25 protein-coding genes are annotated in these 25138 nt (G+C 60.4%); 10 read left to right on the forward strand and 15 right to left on the reverse strand.

All coding sequences use genetic code 11. The features are described from left to right. Nucleotides 1-210: 210 nt before the first annotated feature. Nucleotides 211-2388 (forward strand): esterase-like activity of phytase family protein, encoded by a 2178-nt coding sequence (locus M3P21_RS20330; protein WP_249713090.1) that lies wholly within the window; start codon nucleotides 211-213, stop codon nucleotides 2386-2388. A 145-nt stretch (nucleotides 2389-2533) separates the two neighbouring features. Here the strand turns inward: M3P21_RS20330 and M3P21_RS20335 are convergent, their stop codons facing one another. The 6 genes from M3P21_RS20335 to M3P21_RS20360 all read right to left on the reverse strand — a co-directional run bounded on the left by M3P21_RS20335 (nucleotide 2534) and on the right by M3P21_RS20360 (nucleotide 8708). Further along, nucleotides 2534-3001 carry an Hsp20 family protein gene (locus tag M3P21_RS20335; protein ID WP_249713092.1) on the reverse strand — a complete coding sequence of 156 codons (468 nt, stop codon included), beginning with the start codon at nucleotides 2999-3001 and terminating at the stop codon, nucleotides 2534-2536. A gap of 121 nt (nucleotides 3002-3122) precedes the next feature. Next, entirely contained in the window at nucleotides 3123-3935 is an 813-nt protein-coding gene (locus M3P21_RS20340) for a trypsin-like serine peptidase (protein WP_249713094.1), read from the reverse strand. After that, on the reverse strand, nucleotides 3932-4705 hold the full coding sequence (locus tag M3P21_RS20345; protein WP_249713096.1) for a trypsin-like serine peptidase: 774 nt from the start codon (nucleotides 4703-4705) through the stop codon (nucleotides 3932-3934). Before M3P21_RS20345 ends, M3P21_RS20340 begins: the two co-directional genes overlap by 4 nt. A gap of 63 nt (nucleotides 4706-4768) precedes the next feature. Continuing rightward, nucleotides 4769-6100 (reverse strand): glycolate oxidase subunit GlcF, encoded by a 1332-nt coding sequence (glcF, locus tag M3P21_RS20350; protein ID WP_249713098.1) that lies wholly within the window; start codon nucleotides 6098-6100, stop codon nucleotides 4769-4771. Between the two features lie 3 nt (nucleotides 6101-6103). Continuing rightward, a complete protein-coding gene (locus tag M3P21_RS20355) occupies nucleotides 6104-7231 on the reverse strand; it encodes an FAD-binding protein (protein WP_249713100.1) in 1128 nt (375 codons plus the stop codon). Nucleotides 7232-7274: 43 nt separating this feature from the next. Next, nucleotides 7275-8708, reverse strand: a complete 1434-nt coding sequence (locus tag M3P21_RS20360) for an FAD-linked oxidase C-terminal domain-containing protein (RefSeq protein ID WP_249713102.1) — start codon at nucleotides 8706-8708, stop codon at nucleotides 7275-7277. Between the two features lie 80 nt (nucleotides 8709-8788). Here M3P21_RS20360 and M3P21_RS20365 point away from each other — a divergent pair, with 80 nt between their 5' ends. Together M3P21_RS20365 and M3P21_RS20370 are read left to right on the forward strand one after the other, a co-directional pair. After that, nucleotides 8789-9499: a DUF599 domain-containing protein gene (locus tag M3P21_RS20365; RefSeq protein WP_249713104.1), complete on the forward strand. Its 711-nt coding sequence runs from the start codon at nucleotides 8789-8791 to the stop codon at nucleotides 9497-9499. Nucleotides 9500-9534: 35 nt separating this feature from the next. Further along, nucleotides 9535-9882 (forward strand): hypothetical protein, encoded by a 348-nt coding sequence (locus tag M3P21_RS20370; protein WP_249713106.1) that lies wholly within the window; start codon nucleotides 9535-9537, stop codon nucleotides 9880-9882. Nucleotides 9883-9885: 3 nt separating this feature from the next. On the opposite strand, the gene M3P21_RS20375 is transcribed toward M3P21_RS20370, so the two are convergent. Genes M3P21_RS20375 through rsfS form a run of 3 tightly spaced genes read right to left on the reverse strand, consistent with a single transcriptional unit; the run spans nucleotide 9886 to nucleotide 11248 of the window. After that, on the reverse strand, nucleotides 9886-10371 hold the full coding sequence (locus M3P21_RS20375) for a flavodoxin family protein (RefSeq protein ID WP_249713108.1): 486 nt from the start codon (nucleotides 10369-10371) through the stop codon (nucleotides 9886-9888). Nucleotide 10372: 1 nt separating this feature from the next. Further along, on the reverse strand, nucleotides 10373-10843 hold the full coding sequence (rlmH, locus tag M3P21_RS20380; protein ID WP_249713110.1) for a 23S rRNA (pseudouridine(1915)-N(3))-methyltransferase RlmH: 471 nt from the start codon (nucleotides 10841-10843) through the stop codon (nucleotides 10373-10375). A gap of 42 nt (nucleotides 10844-10885) precedes the next feature. Further along, the gene (gene rsfS / locus M3P21_RS20385) at nucleotides 10886-11248 is read right to left on the reverse strand and encodes a ribosome silencing factor (protein ID WP_373320095.1); all 363 of its coding nucleotides are present in this window, start codon (nucleotides 11246-11248) and stop codon (nucleotides 10886-10888) included. A gap of 378 nt (nucleotides 11249-11626) precedes the next feature. Here rsfS and leuC point away from each other — a divergent pair, with 378 nt between their 5' ends. The 6 genes from leuC to M3P21_RS20415 all read left to right on the forward strand — a co-directional run bounded on the left by leuC (nucleotide 11627) and on the right by M3P21_RS20415 (nucleotide 17584). After that, the gene (leuC, locus tag M3P21_RS20390) at nucleotides 11627-13030 is read left to right on the forward strand and encodes a 3-isopropylmalate dehydratase large subunit (RefSeq protein ID WP_249713115.1); all 1404 of its coding nucleotides are present in this window, start codon (nucleotides 11627-11629) and stop codon (nucleotides 13028-13030) included. Between the two features lie 38 nt (nucleotides 13031-13068). Continuing rightward, nucleotides 13069-13626, forward strand: a complete 558-nt coding sequence (locus tag M3P21_RS20395; RefSeq protein WP_249713118.1) for an HdeD family acid-resistance protein — start codon at nucleotides 13069-13071, stop codon at nucleotides 13624-13626. A gap of 38 nt (nucleotides 13627-13664) precedes the next feature. After that, nucleotides 13665-14270, forward strand: a complete 606-nt coding sequence (leuD, locus tag M3P21_RS20400; RefSeq protein ID WP_249713119.1) for a 3-isopropylmalate dehydratase small subunit — start codon at nucleotides 13665-13667, stop codon at nucleotides 14268-14270. A gap of 128 nt (nucleotides 14271-14398) precedes the next feature. Continuing rightward, nucleotides 14399-15355 carry a phosphotransferase gene (locus M3P21_RS20405; protein WP_249713121.1) on the forward strand — a complete coding sequence of 319 codons (957 nt, stop codon included), beginning with the start codon at nucleotides 14399-14401 and terminating at the stop codon, nucleotides 15353-15355. Between the two features lie 319 nt (nucleotides 15356-15674). Further along, on the forward strand, nucleotides 15675-16514 hold the full coding sequence (locus M3P21_RS20410; protein WP_249713123.1) for a hypothetical protein: 840 nt from the start codon (nucleotides 15675-15677) through the stop codon (nucleotides 16512-16514). After that, the gene (locus M3P21_RS20415) at nucleotides 16511-17584 is read left to right on the forward strand and encodes an endonuclease/exonuclease/phosphatase family protein (protein ID WP_249713125.1); all 1074 of its coding nucleotides are present in this window, start codon (nucleotides 16511-16513) and stop codon (nucleotides 17582-17584) included. The genes M3P21_RS20410 and M3P21_RS20415 overlap by 4 nt, the downstream gene beginning before the upstream one ends. 39 nt (nucleotides 17585-17623) lie before the next feature. Here M3P21_RS20415 and M3P21_RS20420 read toward each other — a convergent pair whose 3' ends face one another. The 6 genes from M3P21_RS20420 to M3P21_RS20445 are packed head-to-tail and all read right to left on the reverse strand — an operon-like array spanning nucleotide 17624 to nucleotide 23854. Beyond that, complete coding sequence (locus M3P21_RS20420; RefSeq protein ID WP_249713127.1) at nucleotides 17624-17866, reverse strand: hypothetical protein; 243 nt, start codon at nucleotides 17864-17866, stop codon at nucleotides 17624-17626. 30 nt (nucleotides 17867-17896) lie between these two features. Further along, a complete protein-coding gene (locus M3P21_RS20425; protein WP_249713128.1) occupies nucleotides 17897-19408 on the reverse strand; it encodes an AMP-binding protein in 1512 nt (503 codons plus the stop codon). After that, nucleotides 19405-20826, reverse strand: coding sequence for an acylating sulfoacetaldehyde dehydrogenase (gene sauS, locus M3P21_RS20430; protein ID WP_249713130.1), 1422 nt, complete (start codon nucleotides 20824-20826; stop codon nucleotides 19405-19407). The genes M3P21_RS20425 and sauS overlap by 4 nt, the downstream gene beginning before the upstream one ends. A gap of 59 nt (nucleotides 20827-20885) precedes the next feature. Further along, nucleotides 20886-21845: a Bug family tripartite tricarboxylate transporter substrate binding protein gene (locus M3P21_RS20435; protein ID WP_249713132.1), complete on the reverse strand. Its 960-nt coding sequence runs from the start codon at nucleotides 21843-21845 to the stop codon at nucleotides 20886-20888. Nucleotides 21846-21890: 45 nt separating this feature from the next. Then, nucleotides 21891-22346, reverse strand: coding sequence for a tripartite tricarboxylate transporter TctB family protein (locus M3P21_RS20440; RefSeq protein WP_249713134.1), 456 nt, complete (start codon nucleotides 22344-22346; stop codon nucleotides 21891-21893). Continuing rightward, nucleotides 22343-23854, reverse strand: coding sequence for a tripartite tricarboxylate transporter permease (locus M3P21_RS20445; protein ID WP_249713137.1), 1512 nt, complete (start codon nucleotides 23852-23854; stop codon nucleotides 22343-22345). Before M3P21_RS20445 ends, M3P21_RS20440 begins: the two co-directional genes overlap by 4 nt. A 114-nt stretch (nucleotides 23855-23968) precedes the next feature. On the opposite strand from M3P21_RS20445, the gene M3P21_RS20450 reads away from it, so the two are divergent. Further along, complete coding sequence (locus tag M3P21_RS20450) at nucleotides 23969-25021, forward strand: LacI family DNA-binding transcriptional regulator (protein ID WP_249713139.1); 1053 nt, start codon at nucleotides 23969-23971, stop codon at nucleotides 25019-25021. Nucleotides 25022-25138: the final 117 nt, after the last annotated feature.

Consider the following 25138-nt stretch of genomic DNA (forward strand, 5'->3'; position numbering starts at 1 on the left):
GCACCAAGTCAAAACAAATCCACCCCAATACAGCCCAACTCGCGCAATCCCGAGTCGCGCTCTCAATCCAAACAGATTCTCCGGGCGTAACCAGACCCGGCAGACCGGCGCGCCCCGCCTCTCCGACAATTCATAAACCTGTTTCAAAACCGATACCCCTCTGTCACGCGCCCGGATCAGGCAAGCTCCATCCAATAAAGTGGGGATCTCATGAATAGAGCGTCAGCATTGGCCATGGTGGCCATTCTTACCGCCGGTAGCGCCGCCGCAGAAATGAACTTCAACCGCATCGCCTCTTTCCCGGTCATCAGGAACATGGCCAATGGAGAGGACACCAACCGCGAAAGCTCGCCTGAGATCATCGCGGCGACGGCGGATGGCAACACGCTGGTCTATACCGACAGCCCCCTTGGCGCCGTGGGCCTGATCGACATCACCGACCCGATGCATCCCGCGCCTCTGGGCAATATCAACATCGGCGGCGAACCCACCTCGGTGGCGGTACTGGGCAATACCGCATTTGTCGGCGTGAACACCTCGGAGAGCTACACCGACCCCTCAGGCAAACTGGTCGCGCTGGATGTAGCAACCAAAAAGATCATCGCCTCTTGCGAGCTGGGCGGACAGCCTGACAGCATCGCCGCCGCGCCCGATGGCAGCTTCATCTCGGTTGCGATCGAGAATGAGCGTGACGAGGACCTCAATGACGGCCTCATTCCGCAGTTGCCCGCCGGGTCGCTGGCCATGATCGGCCTGGCCGCCGGTGGGCTGGACTGCGCCAATATGAAGAACGTGGATCTGACCGGTCTTGCCCAGATTGCAGGCAGCGATCCGGAACCGGAATTCGTCGACATCAACAGCCTTGGCGAAACAGTCATCACCTTGCAGGAAAACAACCACATTGCCGTGGTGAACAGCCAGGGCAAAGTCATCAGCCATTTCTCGGCCGGGTCAGTTGATCTGGAGGGGATCGACGCCACCGATGAACGCGGATCGCTGATCTTCGACGAAAGCCAGAAAGGCCGCCTGCGCGAACCCGACGCCGTCAAGTGGATCGACGATAGCCACTTCGCCACGGCAAACGAGGGCGATTATGAAGGCGGTTCGCGCGGATGGACCATCTTCGCCAAGGACGGCGCTGAAATCTATGACAGCGGCTCCGCGTTCGAACATGCCATCATCCAAGTGGGCCACTACCCGGACAAGCGCTCGGACAGCAAAGGGGTCGAGCCCGAAAGCGTGACCGCCGCAACTTTCGGCGGCACGCCGATGATCTTCGTCGGCGCTGAACGCGCCTCGATCGTGGGCGTCTATGACGCGACGGATCCGGTCAAACCGGTGCTGAAACAGTTGCTGCCGTCGGGCGTCGGGCCGGAAGGGTATGTGGCGATCCCCGAGCGCAATCTACTCGTCTCGGCCAATGAAAAGGACCTGATCGAGGATGGCGGCCCGCGTGCGCATGTCATGATCTATGAGTATCAGCAGGCACCTGCAACCTATCCCCATCTGACCTCTGCCGGGACCAGCGCGCTGATCGGATGGGGTGCGATGTCGGGCATGGTCGCAGATGACGACGGCATGATCTGGGCGGTGAACGACAGTTTTTATGGCTTCCAGCCGTCGATATTCAAGATCGACCCCAGCCAGACCCCGGCGCAGATCACCGATGTGATCCGCATCACCCGAAACGGAGCGCCGGCGCAGAAGATCGACCTGGAAGGCATCGCGCTGGATGGCAATGGCGGGTTCTATGTGGCCTCTGAGGGTCGCACAGACCGGCTGATTCCACATGCGATCTACCACGTGCAGCCTGATGGCGCGATCAAGGACCGGAAGGGTGAGATCGGGTTGCCCCCCGAACTGATGGCGGTCGAAAAGCGGTTCGGCTTCGAAGGCATTGCCCGCATTGGCAATACGCTCTGGATGGCGGTTCAGCGGGAATGGAAGGATGACCCTGAACACCAAGTGAAGCTGGTCGCCTATGACCTTGAGAGCAAGGAATGGGGCGCAGTGCATTACCCCAAAGCCGCGCCGGATACCGGTTGGGTCGGCCTGAGCGAGATCACCGCCTTTGGCGAACATGTCTATGTCATCGAGCGGGACAACCAACATGACGACCGTGCCGTCACCAAAAAGGTCTACCGCATACCGCTGAGCGAGATGAAGCCCGCTCCGCTGGATGGTGATCTGCCAATCGTCAGCAAGGAACTGGTCCGAGACCTGCTGCCAGATCTGAAATCAACCGGTGGCTACGTGCTGGACAAGATCGAAGGGATGGCGATCCTGCCCTCGGGCGAGGGTTTTGTGATCAGCGACAATGATGGCGTGGACGACAGTTCCGGAGAGACCATGTTCTGGTCCATCGGCAATATCAGCGAAGGCAGCTAAGGACCGACCGCCCAAAATCAGGGCGTCCGACAACACTCCGCCCCGCGTCCGGAGAGGCGCGGGGCGGTGCGAAAACCAGAGGTAAGCCCTGTTTTCGCGACACTGTCCCGGCGTGCTACAAACGCCGGTCAGAGTATCGGTGCGATCAGTTCACCGGTTTGGCGTCAACCACGTCTGCTTCTGCCGCTGCAGGCGAGCCGATGGCGATCCGACGCGGTTTCAGCGCTTCGGGCACTTCGCGTTTCAGGTCGATATGCAACATGCCATTCTCATGGGTCGCGCCGGTCACGCGCACATGGTCGGCCAGTGCAAAACGGCGCTCGAAGGCGCGGGTGGCGATGCCACGGTGCAGATACTTGCGCTCGGACTCATCACTGGCCTTCTTGGCCGAAACGACAAGGGCGTTTTCCTTGACTTCAACCGCCAGATCATCTTCGGCGAACCCGGCGACAGCGATCGAAATGCGGTAGCTGTCCGCATCGGTTTTTTCGATGTTGTAAGGTGGATAGCTGGGCTGAGCCACGTCGTTGCTCATCACGCGGTCCATGATGTCGGCGATCTGATCAAAGCCGACGGTGGCGCGGTGCATGGGTGCAAAATCAAAACTACGCATTTTTCGTTTATCCTCATTCTAGAGCGATGGACGTTGTGCCCTCCGATTGGACGGGCGGGTGATGTTCGGGTCCCAGAGTGGCAACCCGACGCAATTCAGATGGGGACGAAAAAAATGGGTTTCAAGACCCGTTCGGGCGGATGAATTTGGCGCCTGAGCTGCGGCGGCCCGACCCGACACCCAGCATTTTGATCCCGGCCTTGGGGCGGGGTGCATCGCGATACATCTGACGTTTCAACTGCGCGACGATCTCGGGCAGTTCCATACCGACCCCGATCTTCTGCCCGTTATGGTTCCCGCCGCCGGACAGCACCGACAGAATCTGCCAACGACTGTCGGACCTGGCCAGCAAGGCAGACCCGGATGAGCCGAAGGTCAGATCGCAATCCACCATGATCAGCCCTTCCTCCCGGTTCAGGATGCGGCAGGACTTCTGACGCGAGATCGCCTCGGCCCGGCCCTGCCCATAAGAGGACACGCTGATTTCCGCACCGTGGATATTGCCGGAATGCAGGGCAAAGGGATTGGCAACGCTCAACGGAACCGGCTGCGTCAGCCGCATCAATGCGACATCCACGCGAATGTATTCCGGAGACATCGGCTGGCGGATGTCAAAATCCGGATGGACCGCGATCTGCGATACCTCTTGCCGCGACAAGGATGCACCGTCGCTATACCCGGCGTGGAAAACCGCGCGGCCCGGCGCATAGGGTTTGCCGGTGGACCTGTCCACCGCGCAATGGGCCGCCGTCAGAACCAGATCGCGTGCGATAAGCGTGCCAGTACAGAACGACCCACCACCAAGGTCCAGCTTGCCGACGGCCTCCCATCCCAGCAGGTCCTCGCGATCGGTCAACCGCCGCAATCCGCTGTTCTGCGCGTGTAGCGGCAGGGACAGGCACAGGCCGAGGAAAAGAAGCAGAAAGGTTCTCATGGCTTGATAAATTTCGCGCTGGTGGATCCGTTCATGATCCGATTGGAGGGGCGTGCGGTCAGTTCGGAACGCAGAATGGCAAGCGATGCCTCAAGCCCTGCGCCCAGCGCCACCCGGCCTCCATCCGATTCGGCCTTGGCCGACACCACAGAGACGATGCGCGGCGTGCCATCGCTGAATGAAAAGACCGGCGCGCCGGAAGAGCCGAAATCCACGTCGCAGGACATGACAAGGATGCCCTGTTGCCGCGCCATCACCGAACAGGCTCGCTGAAGCGACGGCGCGTCGGAGCGGTCCTGCGCATAAGACACGATGCCGACATCCTCGCCCCGGTCCGGGTGGCTGCCGGTCGCAAAGGGCAGGATCGTGGTATTTCGGATCGGGCGGTCCAACTGGATCAAGGCCACATCATTACGCACGCGCTGCGCCGAGATCTCTTCCTGATGTTTGTAATCCGGATGGATCGCCGCGCGGCTGGCACCGCGATATGCCGAGGCGTGGCCCTTGCGCCAGCCCGCCAGAAACTCGATCCGGGACAGGTCGATCCGCTCATCCGAGGTGTGTTTGAACAGGCAATGTGCGGCGGTCAGGACCAGATCGGGCGCAACCAGCGCACCGGTGCAAAACCCCGCCCCGTCGATATCCAGACGCCCGACCGCCATCCAGTCACGCGCCGAATCCGTGGTCTCTAGCCGTTTCAACCCGCTATCCTGCGCCAGACCCAATCCGGGCAAACAGGCAAGCAACAGGGCTTTGATCACAATACGCACATAAGGCTCCGCCAGCATTCGTCCCTTGTTTTAGCCAAGTCATACGGCGAAATTGCGGCAAGGTTACAGGCTTGGGCGCAGGTTCGGGATCTCCGTTTCGCGACTGTGGGAATGCAGCAACGCCGGGGGTTTCGGGCCGCCGGTTGCCCAGTCCAGCAGCTCGACGGTATGAACCACCGGTACCGCCGTGCCCGAGCCAATCTGCATCATGCATCCGATATTGCCCGCCGCGATCACATCCGGATTTCGAGCCTCAAGCGTCCGAATCTTTCGCTGCTTCAGCTTGCCCGAGATTTCCGGCTGCATCAGGTTGTACGTGCCCGCGCTGCCGCAACACAGATGGCTGTCGGCGGGTTCGACAATATCGAACCCGGCCCGGCGCAGCAGGGTTTTCGGATGCGCGGTGATCTTCTGCCCGTGCTGCAGCGAACAGGCCGCGTGATAGGCCACAGTCATATCGCGCGGCGCGGCCTCGGGCAGTTCCAACTGCACCAGCAGTTCCGAGACATCCATCGCGATCTGAGACACGCGCCGCGCGTCCTCAGCCAGATCGCTGTCGCGGAACATATGGCTGTAATCCTTCACGGTCGTTCCACATCCCGAGGTGTTGATGACAATCCCGTCCAGCCCCTGCCCGTCCATCTCACGCGCCCAGGCGCGGATGTTGCGCGCCGCGCTGGCGTGGCTTTCTCCGGTCTTGCCCATGTGATGGGTCAGCGCCCCGCAACAGCCCGCGCCTTCGACCACCACAACCTCGCACCCCAGCCGCCTCAGCAGGCGTATCGTGGCATCGTTGATATCGGTGTTCAGCGCTTTCTGTGCGCAACCGGTCATCAGCGCGACCCTTCTGAGTCGCGGGCCTTTGGGCGCAAAGCTTTGCGGATCGTCATTGCGGCTGACCGGAGGGATGTGCCGCGGCGCCATATCCAGCATTGCCCGCAGCCGCGCATCGGGCAGCAGGCCACGAAACGGTCGCGCGAGTTTTGCCCCCAACAAAGCCAGCCGGAACCGCCTCGGATAAGGCAGTATCCGCGCCAGTGCCCAGCGCAGGGCCCGGTCGCCAAAGGGGCGCTTGTAATTGGCCTCGATATATTCGCGCGCGTGGTCCACCAGATGCATGTAATGCACGCCCGAGGGGCAGGTTGTCATGCAGGCCAGGCAGGACAGGCAGCGGTCGATATGCTTGACGGTCTTTTCGTCCGGCACACGGGCGTTTTCCAGCATGTCCTTGATCAGATAGATGCGCCCGCGCGGGCTGTCCAACTCGTCGCCCAGCACCTGATAGGTGGGGCAGGTCGCGGTACAGAACCCGCAATGCACACAGCTTCGCAGAATCTCATTGGAGCGTTTGATGGCCGGGTCTTTCAACTGTTCCGGCGTAAATTCTGTCTGCATGATCTAGCCCATCAATCCGGGGTTGAAGCGGCCCTGCGGGTCGAAGCGTGCCCGGATGCCATGCGCGATTCTGATAAGTGTTTCATCCTGTGGCTGAAAGCGTCCGAATCTTTCGAAGTCGTCCCTGCTGGCCCGGACCAGCGAAACGTGTCCCTGGATTCCCCCTAGAGCCAAGCGCAGATCGACACCTTCGGGAGCCAGCGTCCAAATCAACCCACCGCCCCAATCCACCACATGCTCAAACTCCCACTTTCCGGTCACCAGAGGCATATCCGTCGGCTTTACGGACGTTTTCCAGACATTGCCAACCGCATTTCTGAATGGCGTAACATCCCGCACTGCGCTCCAAATCGCCTCGTTTTCGTCCGAATCAGTGACAATTCGGTCAGGCTTTAGGTCCGCAAACAACTCCAGCAGTCTCCCAACACGGTATTTGACCGAATCCTCGAACCCCTCAATTCGAATGACTGTCTTGGATTTTGATGTCGGGCTTCTGTTTCTTTGCGGTAGCCGAGCCGCTCCCGTGATCTCGAAGGGAGATGCCAACGCAGCACAGAGTACCTTCGAAGCCGCCGTCCAGCCACACCCGTGCCAAACTAAGGTGATCCCCATCTCCGGCTTGGGCAGAACCTTCAGCGAGACCTCGCTCAACACCCCCAGCGTGCCCCAGGACCCTGCCATCAGCTTGACCAGATCATACCCGGTCACATTCTTCATGACCCGGCCGCCATTCTTGATGACGGTGCCACGACCATCAACAAACCGCACCCCCAACAGGAAATCGCGGCAGGCCCCTGCCTGAACCCGTCTCGGGCCCGAGACATTGGCCGCCACGACCCCGCCAATTGTCGGCTCACCTCGTGTGCCCAGCAGCACCCGGTGATCCATCGGCTCAAAAGCCAAGCGTTGACCTTCGGCATCCAGCGCGGATTCGACCTCGGCCAGTGAGGTTCCGGCAGCAGCCACCAATGTCAGCGCACCCGGCTCATAGAGGTGGATGCCCGACAGGCGCGACATGTCCAGCGCAGGCGCCGATCCGGTCGCGCCGCGCGTGCCCCCGCCGACAATGGACACCGGGCCATTCAATCCGGCGACGATCCGCGCCAGCTCCGTTTCTGCCTCTGGTATCATCCCAGCTCTTCTTTATGTTTCGGGGCGATTTGTGGGTGACAAATCACGCGCTGCGTCTCTGTGCCGACGATCCGAGCGGAAAAACCTTGGCCGGGTTCAGCAGCCATTGCGGGTCGAACACGTCCTTGACCGCCATCTGCGTCTCAAGATCTTCGGAATTGTACTGATGCAGCATCAGATCGCGCTTTTCGATGCCCACCCCGTGCTCTCCGGTCAGGCAACCGCCTGCATCGACGCACAGCCGCAGGATGTCGGCACCAAAGGCTTCGCATTTCTCCAGATCACCTTGCTTGTTGGCATCAAACAGGATCAACGGGTGCATATTGCCGTCACCGGCATGAAAGACATTGCCAACAGGCAGCCCGTATTCCTTGCTCATTTCACCGATCCGACGCAGCACCATGGGCAGTTCCGAGACCGGGATCGTGCCGTCCAAACACATATAGTCGTTCAGCTGCCCCATCGCCCCAAAGGCGGATTTGCGGCCCAGCCAGATCTTGGCGCTTTCCTCTGCCGAGCCACTTTCCCGCAGCTCGACAGGATTGTGCCGCCGGGCAATCTCGATGATCTTGGCCAGTTGATGGTCGATTTCTGCCTGCGAGCCCTCGACTTCGACAATCAACAAAGCCTCGCAATCGGGATAGCCTGCATGGGCGAAATTCTCGCAGGCCTGAATGCAGAGCCTGTCCATAAACTCGATCGCAACTGGCAGGATACCGGATTTGATGATGTCGGACACACATTGCCCGGCCACCGCATTGTCATCGAACCCGATCAGCACCGGGCGGGCACCTTCGGGCTTGTGCAGGATGCGCAGCGTCGCCTCGGTCACCACGCCCAATTGCCCTTCGGACCCGCAAATGACCCCCAGCAGATCCAGCCCGCCCGCATCCAGATGCGCGCCGCCGATCTCGACCACGGTGCCATCCATCATCACCATGGTCACTCCCAGCAGATTGTTGGTGGTCACCCCGTATTTCAGGCAATGCGCGCCGCCGGAATTCATCGCGATATTGCCCGCGATGGCGCAGGCCAGTTGCGACGACGGATCGGGTGCATAGAAAAAACCGCGCTCTTCCACCGCACCGCTGACGCTGAGATTGGTGCGTCCGGACTGCACCCGGATGATCCGGTTGTCATAGTCGGTTTCCAGCACGTCGTTCATGCGCGCGACACCCAGAATGACGCTGTCCTCGGTGGGCAGGGCACCGCCCGCCAGCGACGTGCCCGAGCCGCGCGGCACCACCGGCACGCCCTCTTCATGGCAGATGCGCAGCACGTCCGACACCTCCTGCGTCGAGGCGGGCAGGACCGCAACCATCGGCGGGCAGCGATAGGCGGTCAGCGCATCACACTCATAAGCGCGGGTTTCGGAAATGTCGTGGATCAGCGCATCATCGGGCAGCACGGTCCGCAGGCGGGCCAGCAATTGCGGCTTTCTTTCAAGGATCTTGGGATCTGGCGCAGGCATTTCCATAGCGGGACTCCATTTTGGTAAGTTAGTATTACCAATTTAGGCATCTGGCAAGTCACCCGCCCTGCCCCTATGGTCCCGGCATGTCATGGATTGATCGCGCATCGCTGTTTTCGCCGCTGGATTACGGTGCCGTCGCCCTGCTTGTGGCAGGTTGGCTCTGGATCGGCTGGCGGATCGAGAAAGCCGACTCAAACCGCCCATCGGTGTCTTATCTGATGGCAGGGTTCCGGCGCGAATGGATGATGCAGATGGTGACCCGTGAGCCCCGCGTGCTGGACAGCCAGTTGATCGGGCATTTGCGGCAGGGCACCACGTTTTTTGCCTCGGCCTCGATGATCGCCATTGGTGGTGGCCTGGCGCTGGTCGGCAATACCGACCGACTGGCCGGCGTTGCGCAGGAGCTTGCCATCGGCGACGCGCCCGCTTTCGTCTGGGAGCTCAAGATCATCTGCGTCCTGCTGTTTCTGTCGAACGCGTTTCTGAAATATGTCTGGGCGCATCGCCTGTTCGGCTATTGCGCAGTGATCATGGGTGCGGTGCCCAACGATCCCGAGGCCGCCAATGCCTATCCCCGCGCCAAACAGGCCGCCGACTTGAGCACCACAGCGGCGCGCAGCTTCAACCGCGCCATGCGCTCGACCTATTTCGCGCTTGCGGCGGTGGCCTGGATGCTCGGCCCGGCTGCGTTGATACTGGCAAGTGTCATCACGCTGGCGATGCTCTATCGCCGGGAATTCGCGTCTTATTCACGCGAGATACTGCTGAACCCGCCTGCGGACACACAAACTTGAATGCAGGGCACGCGCTTCGCCGTTAAGCTGCTGCCATGAGATTCACTCTTCCCTTTGTGCTGCTGGCCGGGCCCGTTCTGGCAGATCCACCAACCATCGAAAACGTGACCGCGTTGCAGTCCGGCAGCGACTGGCGTTTCGACGTAACCATTTCGCATCCCGACACTGGCTGGGATCACTATGCCGATGGCTGGCGCGTTCTGGACATGGACGGAAACGAGTTGGGTCTGCGCGTGTTGCATCACCCGCATGAACAGGAACAGCCCTTTACCCGCTCGCTCGGCTCGGTTCGCGTCCCCGATGGCACGGTTCAGGTGCAGGTTCAGGCCCGCTGCAGCGTCGATGGTTGGAGAGATGAGACCACTCTGGTCCCCCTGAACTGATCCTCAGAACACACCCAGACTGAGACCCGCCGCCAGAGCAGCACCTATCTCGCGGCATGTGTCGAGCTGATCACCCGGAATGTGTTTTTCAGCAAGGATATCTTCGGGGGATTGGGCATGGGTGCATATGATCAGGGGTGGCTGCACCTCTTTCAGCCGCCAACCCGTGGCGATCCGCGCCGTTTGCCGCGCCGCGTTTTCGCCATCGGACCCGGCACAGACCATCTGCGCATAAGGCCGCCCTTCGATCCGGCCCAGCACAGGATAATAACACCGGTCAAAGAAATCCTTCATCACGCCCGAAATCGCGGCCAGATTTTCGGGTGCGCAAAAGATGTAGCCATCGGCGCGCAGCAAATCCTCGGGACCCGCCTGATCGGCAGGCTTGAGCACTGTGCCCGCCTCCTCCCGCGCCGCTTCGGCAGCGGCCTGCGCCATCTGGCGGCTGCCGCCGGTGCGCGAGTGGTACACGATCAAAAGCTGCGCCATGTCAGACCCGGTGATAGGGACCGCCCGACAGGATCGTCGCAGCCCGGTAAAGTTGCTCGGCCAGCATCACCCGGACCAGCATATGGGGCCAGACCATCTTGCCGAAGGACAACGAGAAGTCAGCTTCAGCGCGCAAAGACGGATCAATGCCATCCGCGCCACCAATGATCAGGGCGACATCCTGACGGCCCGCATCGCGCCAATCCCCCAGACGCTGCGCATACTCGGGCGAGGTCAGGGTACGGCCCCGCTCATCCAGCGTACAGATCAGGGCACCTTTCGGAATCGCCTTGCGCAGCAGCGCGGCCTCGGCGCCCATCCCGGCGTTTTTCTTGTCTTCAACTTCGATGATTTTTGCCGGGCCCAGCCCCAGCGCACGACCGGTCCTGTCAAAGCGCGCCAGGTAGTCGTCAATCAAATCCTTTTCCGGTCCGGCCCTGAGACGGCCGACCGCGCAAATGGAAATGCGCATCGTTCCCCGCTTCCGGCCGTCAAAATCGGCCGGGATAACGCCTCAATTCGTCGAGGCGTTGCTACCCTGCGGCAGCCACATCTTTTCCAGCTGATAGAATTCGCGGACCTCGGGGCGGAAGATATGGACGATCACATCGCCTGTATCAATCAACACCCAGTCGCCGGCATCCTTGCCTTCGACCTTTGGCGTGAACCCGAATTCCTGCTTGATGCGATCCGACAATTTCTCTGCCATGGCCGCGACCTGACGGGTCGACCGACCGGAAACGATCACCATGTAATCGCCGATCTCTGTCTTGCCGCGCAGATCGATCTGCACAACATCCTCGGCCTTGTCATCGCTCAGAGAGGAAAGGATACGCTCTAGCAGCTTTTCGCTGGTAAGCTGGGATTGGGCCATCAAACCGGCCCGTTCATCGGCGGTAATTGCCGCCTCTGGATAAAGAGACAGGACATTGTCCTCCTTTACTGCGCGCCGCCAGACCCCGACGCTGGGCTACCTTCGAATTTAACCCCGGCAGCATTACATTTCAATGAAACCTGATATCTGATCGCACGAATGTGCCCCAACGGCACAGTATAGGCGCTGGCAGACCTTGATACATGTGGTCTGGAACTGTATCTGGGCGCCATGAGACCCGATACGGCCCCAACCCTTGATCTGCAAGACCGCGCGCGACTGCGCGAACGGTTTTTTGGGGCTGCCCGCACGGTGCTGGCCCGCCTATAGACGGCGTCCAGCCTTTCGCCAGCAATTCTCCAAATATACGGGAGAGGACCGATGTCCCCCAAAACACTCTATGACAAGATCTGGGATGCCCATGTCGCCCATGAGACCGATGATGGCACCTGCCTGCTTTATATCGACCGCCATCTGGTCCACGAAGTCACCAGCCCGCAGGCCTTTGAAGGGCTGCGCATGGCAGGCCGCCCGGTGCGCGCGCCGGAAAAGACCATCGCCGTGCCGGATCACAATGTTCCGACCACGCCGGATCGGGTCAATGGCATCGATAATGAAGAAAGCCGCATTCAGGTCGAGGCGCTCGACAAGAACGCACGTGATTTCGGCATCAACTACTATCCGGTGAACGACGTCCGCCAGGGCATCGTGCATATCGTCGGCCCCGAACAGGGCTGGACCCTGCCCGGCATGACCGTCGTTTGCGGCGACAGCCACACCGCCACCCACGGCGCGTTTGGCTCACTGGCGCATGGCATCGGCACGTCCGAGGTGGAACACGTGCTGGCCACCCAGACGCTGATCCAGAAGAAATCCAAGAACATGAAGGTCGAGATCACCGGCAAGCTGAACCCGGGCGTGACCGCCAAGGACATCACACTTGCCGTGATTGGCGAGACTGGAACGGCTGGCGGCACTGGCTATGTGATCGAATATTGCGGTGAAGCGATCCGCGATCTGTCCATGGAAGGCCGCATGACCGTCTGCAACATGGCGATCGAAGGCGGCGCGCGCGCGGGCCTGATCGCCCCCGATGAAACCACTTTCGACTATGTCAAAGGTCGCCCGCACGCTCCCAAGGGCGCGCAATGGGAAGCGGCGCTGACCTGGTGGAAGACACTCTATTCCGATGACGACGCCCATTGGGACAAGGTTGTCACCCTGCGCGGCGAAGATATCGCACCGGTCGTGACCTGGGGCACCTCGCCCGAGGATGTGCTGCCGATCACCGCCACCGTGCCCAGCCCCGAGGATTTCGAAGGCGGCAAGGTCGAGGCGGCCAAGCGCTCGCTCGATTATATGGGCCTTGAGCCCGGCACACCGCTGAACGAGATCGAGATCGACACCGTCTTCATCGGCTCCTGCACCAATGGCCGCATCGAAGATCTGCGCGCTGCCGCCGAAATCCTGAAGGGCAAGAAGATCAAGGACGGTATGCGCGCCATGGTCGTGCCCGGTTCGGGCCTTGTCCGGGCACAGGCCGAAGAAGAAGGCGTGGCGCAGGTTTTCCGCGATGCCGGTTTCGAATGGCGGCTTGCGGGTTGCTCCATGTGTCTGGCGATGAACCCCGACCAGTTGCAACCGGGGGAACGCTGTGCGGCGACCTCGAACCGCAACTTCGAGGGGCGTCAGGGACGCGGCGGGCGCACCCATCTGCTGTCCCCGGCCATGGCTGCCGCCGCAGCGATCACGGGAAGGCTTACGGACGTGCGGGAACTGATGTAAGCTACGCTCAATATTAAGCTTTTTGAGGAAAAAGAGACATGAGCGACTGGTTGAAATGGTTCCTGCTGGGACTGCTGTCCATTGTATTCGGCGTCATCGTTCTGGGGGCACCGGTGGTGGCATCGGTCACCGTGACGCTGCTTACCGGTATCCTTCTGCTGATCAGCGGTGGGTTGCAATTGGTGGGCGGCTTCTCGGTCGAGGGCGCGGGCCGCAAGTTTCTGGCCATCATCATGGCGGCGGTCATGCTGTTCCTGGGCTGGTCGTTTCTGGCGCACCCGCTGGAAGGGACGCTGACGCTGGCCACGGTGGTGCTGATCCTGTTCATGGCAGGCGGCATCGCGCGGATCATCCTGTCGTTCCAGATGCGCGGCACCGGGCTTTTTGCCCCAACGCTCATTTCCGGCATTCTGTCGATCATTCTGGCGGGGATCATCTGGACCTATGCCAGTGAAGATCCCACATGGTTGCTGAAACTGCTCGGAATTCTCTTGGGTATCGAAATGCTGTTCAACGGTTTCGGTCTGATCTTTATGGCGCTCTTCCTGCGCGGCAAGGACGGCGAAGCCACCGACACGGAAATCAAGCAAAGCTAAGCGGTCCGGGGGCTGTCCCGACCGCGGGAGTAAGTAAAATGGACAAGTTCGAACGACTCACCGGTGTGGCTGCCCCCATGCCCCTGATCAATATCGACACCGATATGATCATCCCCAAGGTCCACCTGAAGACCATCAAACGCTCTGGCCTCGGCAAGAACCTGTTTGATGAGATGCGCTACCACGACCATGGCGGCGAAAAGGAGGACTTTGTTCTGAACCAACCCGCCTATCGCCAGGCCGAGATTCTGGTGGCGGGCGACAATTTCGGCTGTGGCTCTTCGCGTGAACATGCGCCCTGGGCGATCAAGGATTTCGGCATCCGCTGCGTGATTTCGACCAGCTTTGCCGACATCTTCTTCAACAACTGCTTCAAGAACGGCATCCTGCCGATCGTGGTCGCCGAAGAGCACCACGACATCATCATGGAAGATGCGCACAAGGGCGAGAATGCCCGCATCTCGGTGCATCTGGACGTGCAGGAGATCATTACCTCCGATGGAGTCGTGATCGAATTCGAGGTCGACGCGCATAGAAAGCACTGCCTGCTTCATGGGTTGGACGATATCGGCCAGACCATGGAAAAGGCCCATGCCATTGATGCCTTCGAGGGCAAAGCGTCACAAGAACGCCCTTGGGTCTGAGTGATCGAAACATCCCGATATAAGGCCGCGCAACAGCGCGGCCTTTTCCGTTTGCCCGCAGGTGCAGGCACCCCGGCCGGCGTATCGCGGGGCCAACAGGACCCTGCACCCAAGAGGGGTGTCTCCTAGTGCCGAACCTGCTCAACGTCGATCACGCCCTGATCTCCGGCTTCGTCGAGGAATTCGCCGGGAAATTCGACGCCAAGGGCGAAACGGCATTCACCTGCATCTATAGGTCGGCAGGTTTTCCGGACGAAAGACAGGTTTTTCTCGTCCGCATTGGTGACCGGGCGTACTCTCTCAAAATCGACCTGATGGAGGGGCAGACCGATCGCCTTCGCAACGAGTTCGCCGTCCTGCAGGATCTCCATGATCATTTCCGGGAGTTCGACAACACCCGCATCGTGCGCCCCGAGTATCTTTCGCCCTCAGGGCGGTTCTTTGTTACCGAGTATATCGACCGGCCAACGGCGACCGAAGTTATCCGCAAAACTCCTGACAGTCTTCAGGCTGCGCAGGTCTATCGGCGTGCAGGTGAATGGCTGCACGACTTCAAAGACCAGACGAGAGCCGAGTTCACGCCGCAATGGATGTTCGATACGATCGCTACTCTGGTGCATGGCACGCCCAAAGCCGCCGCAACCAGCTACTCGCCGATGATCAACATGCTCCGACAGCAAGGGGAAAGCCTGACCCGGCGAAACGATACCTGCGGCTTCGCGCACGGGGATTTCCATGGTGAAAACCTGCTTATTGGAAAAGGCGCGACCTATGGCATCGACTTTACCGAAGCGACAGAGAAACACCTGGTCTATGACATAGTGGATTTCCTCAAGATGGATGTGTTTCGTCCTGCAAACCCGGACGAGTTGGACCGCAGCGGCATACTGCGCGTCAACAAAGAGATGTTCCTGCGCCAATACCGCCATGCGCTGGATATCGACATTCTGGATTTCTGCATCCGCATGCGATTGTTGATCGACTGGCTGTCCATAACCGAGGCGAAACATGCCAGCAGCAGCTTCCAGCGTCGCAAGTTCGATCTGATTCATGACCGGCTGCAACAGGCACTTCGAATCTGGTGATAGCCTCAGGTAGCACCGATTCGAATCGCGCAACCCTGAGAGGGTAGAAATATCTGCCCATGCGCCTCCGCGACCTCCAACCACAAGATGTGGTATTCACCTCCTGATCAATAAGCACGCCACACCCGGATTGATGCAAGAACGCACCAGTTTTGCCACTTTTTTGCCCGGAATCGCCTGTTAGCAAGAGGTTCTACTTGAGTGAAAGATTAACGCCTGCACAAATGGTGCAAAAAAACTACTCGCCCTTTACGGGAAGGGCCAAGTTTGGAACGGGATCGGCAATGTATCGACCCGTCCAGTTTGAAGGGGTCGAATTGTGATTGGACGTATCACGGGCGCAGTAATGCGCGGATTACTCGTGGCAGTGATGGTTGCCACGCCAGCACTCTACCTGCCGGGCTATCTAACAAGTTCGGTCGAGATCGTGGTTCTTGTCGCGATCCTTGCCTTTGTGCTGACCTTTGCCGAATACAACTCGGCATTTCCAAGCTTCATAGAATTCCGGGACGCTCCACCGCTGAACCGTCTGCGGTTTGTGGCCCTGATGTCGATGGTCACTTTTCTGACGCTGATTATCAAACACCAATATGAACCGACCAATGTGACTGCCCTGTTCTCAGGTCTTGGTGTGTTGACGGCGCATATGGTCGATTTCCCTTATTCTCCGGTCCGGCTGATCGTATTGATGCTGCCGGATCATAGCTCTCTGGACACGATCAATGCGGTTCGTCTTGCCGCTGGCCTGGCCTATGTCCTGTCGCTGACCACCATCCTGACCTTCTATTTCTCGGTCCGGGTTCGTGGCTGGCCGACCAGCAACGGGGCGTTCAATGTCTGGATCAACCTCCCGCTCTTCGATCCCACCACGGGTGGCGATGTTGTGGCGCGGCTGCAGAAAGACGGGCGCGCCAATATGGTCATCGGGTTCCTGCTACCCTTCGTGATCCCGGCACTCGTCAAGATCGCTTCCAATTTCGTCAATCCGTTCCCGATGGAAAACCCGCACACCCTGATCTGGGTGGTCAGCGCCTGGGCCTTCCTGCCCGCCAGCATGGTCATGCGCGGAATGGCAATGATGCGCATTGCCGAACTGATCGAGGAAAAGCGCCGTCGCGCCTATGAGGACGCAGATACCGAGGCCATGCAAACAGCATGATCCGGCTGGCTTTGGCGCTGATTCTGGCGCTGCCTGCGATTGGCAACGCCCAGCAACTGCGCGTCGCCACCTACAACACCGAATTGAGCCGTGACGGCCCCGGCCTGCTGTTACGCGACATCACTAAAGGGCGTGATGAACGTATCCTGCAGGTGACCCGAATAATCGCAGAGGTGAACCCCGATATCATCGCCCTGCAAAGCATCGATTGGGACCACGAGGCCAGCGCCCTGAACGCCCTCTCCCGCGCATTGGCCGCTGCCGGGGTCCGATTTGACCATGCCCTGCATTTGCGGCCAAACAGCGGGCTGGCGACCGATCTCGATCTGGACGGAGACGGCCTGACCGGCGGGCCCGGCGACGCGCAGGGATATGGTGCCTTTACGGGGCAGGCAGGCATCGCCGTCCTGTCCAAACATCCGATCCTGCACGAAGAGGTTCGGGACTTTTCGACGCTGCTCTGGCGCGACCTTCCCGGGGCGTCCTTGCCTCAGATGGATGGCCTGCCCTACCCGTCCGCAGAAGCACAAGCAGTTCAGCGCCTGTCATCGACCGCCCACTGGGTTGTGCCGATTGAGACACCAACTGGCCGGATCGATCTATTGACCTTTCAGGCTGGCCCGCCTGTGTTCGATGGCCCCGAAGACCGCAACGGATTGCGCAACAGAGATGAGATACTGTTCTGGCGTCACTTTCTGGATGGCCAATTCGGCCAGCCCCCCGAGGCGCGCCTGATTCTGTTGGGCGGCGCCAATCTGGACCCCCATGACAGCGACGGGATTAATGCGGCGGTCCGCTCTTTGCTGACCCATCCCAAACTGCAGGATCCTGCACCGCGCAGCGCAGGTGCCGAGCAGGCCCCGGATCAGGGCCACCAGACGCCCAATGCACTGGATACGGTAGACTGGGAAAAACCGGGCCGTATGCGTGTCGACTACATCCTGCCATCGCGCGACTGGCAGGTTGCCGGATCGGGCGTCTTCTGGCCCGCGCCCGGCGATCCGATGTATGAGCACGCAGTCAATGCCAGCCGCCACCGTTTGCTCTGGACCGATCTGAACACCAATTGATGCGCCGCCCTGGACCAAACAGATCAGCGCAATCCGGCTTCACCCTTTAGAATGGAAAACGGCCCGTTCAATTCCGCACGAACCGCCGCAAATAGGAAACATCACCCGCAGATCACCGGATCGGGCGATGATCTGATGATCGAGGTTCTTGGCAACGGCGGCAATCCTACGACTTTGCAGGGCAAGCAGGCAAACCCGAACGCCAACAGTTGGAACGACATGGACGATCCGAGCAGTGCGCTGCTGGCGCAGTTGCAATCGGCTGGCATGGCTATCGGCCAAACGGCCACCACCGACGCCAAAGTTCCGCGTCTACGATGTGGAGGCGCCGGCACGCTCCTCGACGATGGCGAGGATCCTGTTTCTCTGGATTTTCCCCGACGGCCCCTTGGGAAGATCGCCCAGCAGGTGAATTTCGTCAGGCGATTTGAACTTTCCCAACCGGCTCTGGCAAATTTCCAGAAGCGCCTGCGCCGTCAGGTCCGATCCATCGCGAAGCCTCACGGCTGCGGCAACCGTTTCCCCGTAGCTCTTGCAGGGCCGCGCAAAGGCGGCGGCCTCGACAACGTCGGGGTGCGAATAGAGCGCCTCGTCTATTTCGCGCGGGGCGATATTTTCGCCGCCCTTGATGATCAGCTCTTTCAGCCGTCCGGTGACATAGACATAGCCATCCGCGTCCATGCGCCCCAGATCGCCGGTGCGCAGCCACCCGTCCGGGGTAAACGTCCCGGCGGTCGCATCGGAGTCCTTGAGGTATTCGAGCATGACGTTGGGCCCACGAATGACCAACTCCCCTTCGGTCTCGCGCGCGGCGGGCTGCAGGTCGGCATCAAAGATCGCCGCTTCGTTCCCATATGCGATACCCGGTGAGCCGATCTTGCGCACACCCGGAGGCAAGGGATTCGACAAGATTTGTGCGGCGGTTTCCGTCAGCCCCATGGTTTCGATGATCGGGACCGCAAACCGTTTCTCGAACGCGCGCTGAACGTCCGGCGCCAATGCCGAGGAGGCTGACCTGCCGAACCGGACCCGCTTGCACGCCTCTTCGTCGGGGTTGAGGTCGGAGTGCAGAAGATGGGAAATGATGGTGGGCACAACCGAGAACCACGTGGCCTGCGCCCGCCCCAGATTGTCCCAGAACCGGCTGGCCGAGAACCGCTCGCACATGGCCAGCGAACCGCCCGAGACCAGCGTTCCCATCACCGTCACGCACAGACCGTTGATGTGGTAGATCGGCAAGACGCAGAACCCGCGATCATCAGCGGTCAACTCATGCGCTACCGCCGTTGTCCAGCCACCGGCCAACAGGCTGGAATGGGTGTGCACCACACCTTTTGGGCGACCTGTCGTGCCAGAGGTGTACATCAGCAGCGCATGGTCTTCGGGCGAGAGGTCGTGCAGATCGCCGGTGGCGCCCTCCGCCTGCGCAACCTGCAACGGGGTGATCGCCTCGCGGTTGGCATTGCGGTCGAACAGATCGGTCTGATCGGGATGCACAAAGCCATAGCGCGCGTCGCTGTGCTCCAGCGCATACGCAACGGCACTGTCGCCCGCGACCAGATTGATCATGGTGGCACGGAATCCGCCATAAAGAACGCCGAACACCACCTCGAGCGCTTCGCGGCAATTGGGGTAGAGGATGGCGATGCTTTCGCCTTTGGCCACACCCAGCCCGGTCAACATGCAAGCGATGCGGCGGGCCGCATCTCGCAGCTCGACCCAGCTCAGGTCCGGCGCACCGTCGGGGAAGACAAAACCGCCCCCGCCCTGATCCGCGCGCAGATCCAGCCATTCACGGACGGTTCCCTTGGGTGTGTCCATCATTGGCCCGCCTCCGCCCAATAGTGGCCAAAGATCTGGTCCAGGTCGGGTTCACGAGGAGGTATCTCGCGCACGATCTTGGTGGTCTGGACGAAATGCCGCCAATGCAGGTTGGTGTCGATGGAATTGCCGCCCCAGCTGCCGCATCCCATCGACAGGGAAAACGGCATGCCGTTGTTGAAACTACCTCCGGTGGCAAAGGTATGCGCTTGATTGACGATGACCCGGCAGGTCGGCAAATCGCGGCCCAACTCTACAGCGCGGGCGTCATCGCTGGTATGGATGCCGACCGAATGCCCGGCCCCCTGATGTGCCAGGATACGGGTCGCCGTGGCCTTGGCCTCGGGGAAATCCTTTGCCCGATACAGTGCCAGCACCCGGCTGAGCTTTTCCCCGGACAGAGGGTGATCCGGGCCGATCCCGTCGGTTTCGACCGCAAGGAATTTGGTGCCCTCGGGCACCTTTTCGGTCATGCCCAGCGCCTCGAGCATCTTGTCGGCGTCCTGCGCGATGACCGAACGGTTGAGATGCCCGTCCGGCCAGAGCCGCGCAATAATGCCGTCAGCATCCGAGGCAGGCACCAGCGCACCGCCTTCGGAAGCCATCGCGGCAACAAAGGCGTCATAGACCGCATCCACCACAACCACCGCATTTTCGGATGAGCAAGAGGTCGCGTTGTCGAAACATTTCGAAGCCGTGATCTTGGCCGCCGCCGCAGCCAGATCGGCACTTTCATCCACAATGGTGGTGACATTGCCCGCGCCGACCGCAACGGCGGGGGTGCCGCAGGATTGCGCGCGATGCACGTTGTTCTGACTGCCGGTACAGATCACCCGATCGGCGGTCTCCATCAGCCTTTGGGTCTTGGCTTTTGAACCGGGCGCCGGGATCATCAGCACCAGATCGCGATCCAGCCCCAGCTTGTCGAACTCGGCATGGATGTAGCTGAGCAGCCTCTCGCACGAGGCCACACCCTTGGGTGACGGGGCCACCACGATGGAATTGCCGCCCTTGAGCGCGTTGATGATGTTGTTTGCCGGTGTCGCGGCGGGGTTGGTCGATGGGACAACCGCGCCGATGACGCCGATGGGCCGGGCAATCTCGGTGATGCCGGTGACCGGATCATCGCTGATGGTGCCATGGGTCTGCACCTCGGCGAGGTCGCGCAGCAATCCCAGCGTTTTGCGGTGATTCTTGGTGATCTTGTCGGGCACATTGCCCAGACCGGTGGTTTCAACCGCCAATTCCGCCAGCGTGCGGTTGCGGGCCGGTTCCATGATGGCCCATCCGGCCGCCAGCGCTGCTTTGTCATAAAGCGCCTGGCTGCCGCTGGCCTCAAATGCCGCCTGCGCCTTGCGCGCCCGCGCCACGATACGATCAACTTCAGCGATTTCGGGGGCAATCCCGTCCTGAGCGTTCATCTTTGTCCTCGATTGGTTGTCCGGGGCGGACCAGTTCCGCCCCGATGGGGGGGTCTGGATCAGAGACCGGCGAGCAACTCGTTCAGCGTCTGCTGACGCTGCGCCCACATCTCGATCACTTCGTCACGTGTCATGATGTGCATGGGCGAACCGCCTGCCTCCATCTTCTTGGAGACACGGGTATTTGCAAACATTTCCGGCACCGTTGCGGCCAGTTTCTCGATCACCTCCGGCGGTGTGCCCTTGGGCACCATCACGCCCCGGAAATTGACCGAGGAATTGTCCACGTCCAGCCCCTGTTCCTTCATGGTGGGCACATCCGGCAGGAAGGCACTACGCTCCAGATCGGCGACCCCAAGGATTTTGACGTTGCCCGCCTCTTGCGCGCGGAAGGCATCGGACAGGTTGTTGATGCCACCCATCACCTCACCGGCGATCACTGCCTTCATTGCGGCAGCACCGCCACCCTTGGTGGGAATATAGGCCATCTTGGTCCCGGAAGCCTGGTCGATCTGCAAGGCCGCGATGTGGTGGCCGACAAACAGACCGGCACCGGACACGGTCAGTTTGCCGGGGTTTTCCTTGGCATAAGCGACCACATCTTCCATCGAGTTGAAGGGGCTGTCGGCCCCCACCACAAAAACCGCCGGATCGGCACCCCAATTGGCGATGGGTTCAAAGCTGTCAGTCGAATACTGGACCCCGCCCTTGATCGACTGGGCAATGAAATGCGGCACGTTATAAGCGGCCAGCGTATAGCCATCAGCGTCGGCCTGCGTGGCGAACCAGTTCCAGCCCACGCGCCCGCCTGCACCGGGTTTGTTGATGATGGCGATGGGCATGCCCAGCGCATCCTCATTGCCGGATGTCATTGTCACGATCCGCGCCTGGAAATCCGTGGCACCTCCTGCGCCATAGCTGACCATCATCATGATCGGGCGTTCGGGGTATTCGTCGGCCCCTGCTGCCCCCGTCAGCCCCATGAGCGCCAGTGCCGCCCCTGCAATCAATCGTTTCATTTTGCGTTTCCTCCCTGAATGAGTTCGCCCGTGCCTTGCGCACGGTCAGAACAGAATTTCCTTTGGTGTGTAGACGTTCAGCAGCAAGGCAAAGAGCCCGTACATCACCGCCACGAAAACGCCCGTGATGATCGCGCGCTTGATCCAACTTTTGGCCTCGGCATGCGGGGCCGGGTCATAAAGCGACAGCAGGATGAAAAAGGCGATGGCGGTTGCAGTGTAGAACCCCATCGTCTTGGCGGCCCAGAAGACATAGATCAGCATGACGACCAACCCCGGTAACAGGTTCACGAACATCGTCCGCGACACCCCGATGCCCACCTTGGACAGGCCCAGCACTGCCTTTCCAAATGTCCACCCCGCCAGCACCACAAAGACCGATGCGATAAGACGCGGGAACAGAAAGGCCTCGGCCGGTTGCTGGGTATAGCTGATCCAGGTCACCCAGAGCCCGACGGCAAAGACGATGCCAGATCCGAATATATGCTGCGAGCGGTTCATGCCTGCGCCTCCTCTTTGGTGGTGTAGCGGCGGTGGCGAAGTTCCATCCAGACCGAGTAGACGATCGAGGCCAGCACCACGGCGATCAGGAACAGGTTCAATCCGCCGGTCAGGAAATAGGCGCCTCTACCATCGGTCGCGTCGGCGATCATCGAGCCCTGGATAAAGTTCGCCTCGGCGATCGGTCCCAGGATCAGGCCCAGCACCAGCGGCGCGGCGGAGAAGCCGAAGCGCTCAAGAAAGAACATGCCGATACCGAGACAAGCCATGACATAGACATCTCCCATCGAGCTTTGCACCGAATAGGCGCCAAACACCGATAGCGACAGAACGATGGCAGCCATCACCGATTGCGGAACCTGCGCGACACGCGCCGCAAGACCGGCAACGTAAAGACCAAAGATGCACATCAGCACCTGCCCGATCAGCATCGAGTTGATGAAAGTCCAGGCCACATCCGGATGATTGTCGAACAGATCCGAACCCGGGAAGATCCCGTGGATCAGCAACCCGCCCAACAGCACGGCGGCGGTCGGGCTGCCGGGGATCGACAGCGTCAGCAGCGGCACAAGCGAAGGACCAACCATAGCGTTATTGGCGGCCTCCGCAGCAATGACACCTTCGGAATGGCCGGTGCCGAACTTGTCCTTTTCGGACGAGAATTTCTTGGTCTGATCATAGGCGACCAGACCGGCGATCTGGCCTCCGACACCGGGGATCAGGCCAATGATCGACCCGATCAGGGTCCCGATGCTCAGCGCCCGGGTGCGGCTGAACAGCTCGCGAACGGCGGCCAGGATCGAATGGCGCTGCACTTCGATCACCTCGGCTCCGACATTGCGGCGGCCTTTGGCGAACATGGTCAGTACCTGCGGAATGGCGAACAGACCGATCAGCGCGGCGATGATGTTGATGCCGCCCCCGAGTGCGGGATGAAAGATGAAGCGCTGCGCGCCCATGATGTCGTCAAATCCGATTGTGGCCAGCCACAACCCGATACAGCCCGACAAAAGCCCCTTGACCACCGAGGACGAATCCAGCGTTCCGATCACCGTGACGCCCAGTATGGCCAGCCAGAACAGGTGCGAAGGGCCAAAGGCCAGCGCCCATTTTGCCAGAACCGGGGTCAGAAAGATCAGCAGCAGCACGCCAAAGATGCCACCCACAGCCGAGGCCAGGAACGACAGTTGCAACGCGCGCGCGCCCTGCCCCTGCTTGGCCATTGTGTGCCCATCCAGTGTGGTGGCGATATTGGCCGGCGCGCCGGGGATTTTGAGCAGAATGGCACTGACGGCGCCACCCGCGACGGTCGAGGTATAGGCCGCCCCCAACAGGATCAGCCCCTGAACCGCCTCAAGCTGGAATGTGAACGGGATCAGCAACGCCACAGCCATCGTGGGGGACAGGCCGGGCGTCGCGCCCAGGATCAGCCCGCCTACCGTGCCGCCAAGCAGCAACAGGAACGATAACGGCGAAAACACGTCTCCGAAGTAATATATGAATTCCATCCGTGGCCTCCCAACATCGCAAAGTCCTGCTTTGCCTTTTGTTGACAAACTAGGTTAGGCGATGAAAATAGTATTGCAAATGTTTTCATAAATTCAGCCGCGAGCGAGGATATTATGGCGAACTTTCAAAAGGGTAAGGTGGATATCGTGGCGGTTGCAAAGGCCGCAAAAGTGTCTGCGTCAACGGTGTCGCGCACCTTCAATCACCCCGATCTGGTGAATCCGGCGACTCGCAAGAAGATAAATCGAGCGGTGCAGAAGCTCGGCTATATCCGCAACCGCGCAGCCCAGACCATGCATGGCAAGCGCTCAGGCACAATCGGGCTGGTGGTCCCCACCATCAACTACGCCATCTTTGCCGAAGTGATACAGGCGTTCTCGGACTCCATCGACCAGGCCGGGTTCAGCCTGCTGCTGGCCTCTCACGGCTATGATCTGGACCGCGAATACGCCATGGTCCGCAAGTTGCTGGAACACCGTGTCGATGGGGTCGCGCTGGTCGGGCTGGAGCATTCCGAGGCCACGATCCGCTTGATCGAACAGCAGGACATTCCCGCTTTGGAGATCTGGAACTACGCCGAAACATCGGAGCTTCCTTGTGTTGGTGCGGACAACCGCCAGGCCGGGCGCATGGCGGCAGAGCATCTGCTGGCGCTGGGTCACCGCGACATCGGGCTGATCTTTCCCGACACAATAGGCAATGACCGCGCCAGCCATCGCCTGTCCGCCGTTCTTGAAGCCCTCGGCAGCCGTAACATCACAGTCCCCGATCATCGCAAATCCGAGGCGCCTTACAGCGTGTCGCAGGCAAAACAGGCGACGTTGGACCTGCTGGCCCGACACCCCCATCCCACAGCGCTGCTCTGCGGCAATGACGTTATTGCGCAGGGCGCGCTTTTTGCAGCCCAGAAGCTCGGGCTGAATGTACCCGATGATCTTTCCATAATCGGCATCGGGGATTTCAAGGGGTCGATGGATGTCGAACCCGGACTGACAACAATCCGGATTCCGGCGGAGACAATCGGAACGCTCGCCGGTGAAAGGTTCACAGATTACATAACTTCGGACGACCCGACGAATTTCAGGGTCTGTTGCGAGCTGAAATGTATCGTTCGGGGCACAACCGGCAATATAACGATGCCCCCCGGCGCTTCGCGAGAGACCTGAAGCGGCCTGAACTCGGAGTGGTTGTCCGAATGAATTCATCCGCCTATCCAAAAAATAGTCGCGAAAACCCTGTCCCGTATTCAAAGTTCATTCCCGCACAGCCCGAGGTGGATATGC

Origin of the sequence: Ruegeria spongiae (assembly GCF_023502395.1) — a bacterium.
Lineage (GTDB): Bacteria > Pseudomonadota > Alphaproteobacteria > Rhodobacterales > Rhodobacteraceae > Ruegeria_C > Ruegeria_C spongiae.

Bases quoted from the DNA above. Each gene is read 5' to 3' on its own strand.
- leuD (WP_249713119.1), top strand. From the start codon at position 13,665: ATGGACAAGTTCGAACGACTCACCGGTGTGGCTGCCCCCATGCCCCTG.
- rlmH (WP_249713110.1), bottom strand. From the start codon at position 10,843: ATGCGCATTTCCATTTGCGCGGTCGGCCGTCTCAGGGCCGGACCGGAA.
- M3P21_RS20330 (WP_249713090.1), top strand. From the start codon at position 211: ATGAATAGAGCGTCAGCATTGGCCATGGTGGCCATTCTTACCGCCGGT.
- M3P21_RS20440 (WP_249713134.1), bottom strand. From the start codon at position 22,346: ATGAACCGCTCGCAGCATATATTCGGATCTGGCATCGTCTTTGCCGTC.
- M3P21_RS20340 (WP_249713094.1), bottom strand. From the start codon at position 3,935: ATGAGAACCTTTCTGCTTCTTTTCCTCGGCCTGTGCCTGTCCCTGCCG.
- M3P21_RS20370 (WP_249713106.1), top strand. From the start codon at position 9,535: ATGAGATTCACTCTTCCCTTTGTGCTGCTGGCCGGGCCCGTTCTGGCA.
- M3P21_RS20395 (WP_249713118.1), top strand. From the start codon at position 13,069: ATGAGCGACTGGTTGAAATGGTTCCTGCTGGGACTGCTGTCCATTGTA.
- M3P21_RS20360 (WP_249713102.1), bottom strand. From the start codon at position 8,708: ATGGAAATGCCTGCGCCAGATCCCAAGATCCTTGAAAGAAAGCCGCAA.
- M3P21_RS20445 (WP_249713137.1), bottom strand. From the start codon at position 23,854: ATGGAATTCATATATTACTTCGGAGACGTGTTTTCGCCGTTATCGTTC.
- M3P21_RS20450 (WP_249713139.1), top strand. From the start codon at position 23,969: ATGGCGAACTTTCAAAAGGGTAAGGTGGATATCGTGGCGGTTGCAAAG.
- M3P21_RS20375 (WP_249713108.1), bottom strand. From the start codon at position 10,371: ATGGCGCAGCTTTTGATCGTGTACCACTCGCGCACCGGCGGCAGCCGC.
- M3P21_RS20365 (WP_249713104.1), top strand. From the start codon at position 8,789: ATGTCATGGATTGATCGCGCATCGCTGTTTTCGCCGCTGGATTACGGT.
- leuC (WP_249713115.1), top strand. From the start codon at position 11,627: ATGTCCCCCAAAACACTCTATGACAAGATCTGGGATGCCCATGTCGCC.
- sauS (WP_249713130.1), bottom strand. From the start codon at position 20,826: ATGAACGCTCAGGACGGGATTGCCCCCGAAATCGCTGAAGTTGATCGT.
- glcF (WP_249713098.1), bottom strand. From the start codon at position 6,100: ATGCAGACAGAATTTACGCCGGAACAGTTGAAAGACCCGGCCATCAAA.
- M3P21_RS20335 (WP_249713092.1), bottom strand. From the start codon at position 3,001: ATGCGTAGTTTTGATTTTGCACCCATGCACCGCGCCACCGTCGGCTTT.
- M3P21_RS20355 (WP_249713100.1), bottom strand. From the start codon at position 7,231: ATGATACCAGAGGCAGAAACGGAGCTGGCGCGGATCGTCGCCGGATTG.
- M3P21_RS20415 (WP_249713125.1), top strand. From the start codon at position 16,511: ATGATCCGGCTGGCTTTGGCGCTGATTCTGGCGCTGCCTGCGATTGGC.
- M3P21_RS20425 (WP_249713128.1), bottom strand. From the start codon at position 19,408: ATGATGGACACACCCAAGGGAACCGTCCGTGAATGGCTGGATCTGCGC.
- M3P21_RS20435 (WP_249713132.1), bottom strand. From the start codon at position 21,845: ATGAAACGATTGATTGCAGGGGCGGCACTGGCGCTCATGGGGCTGACG.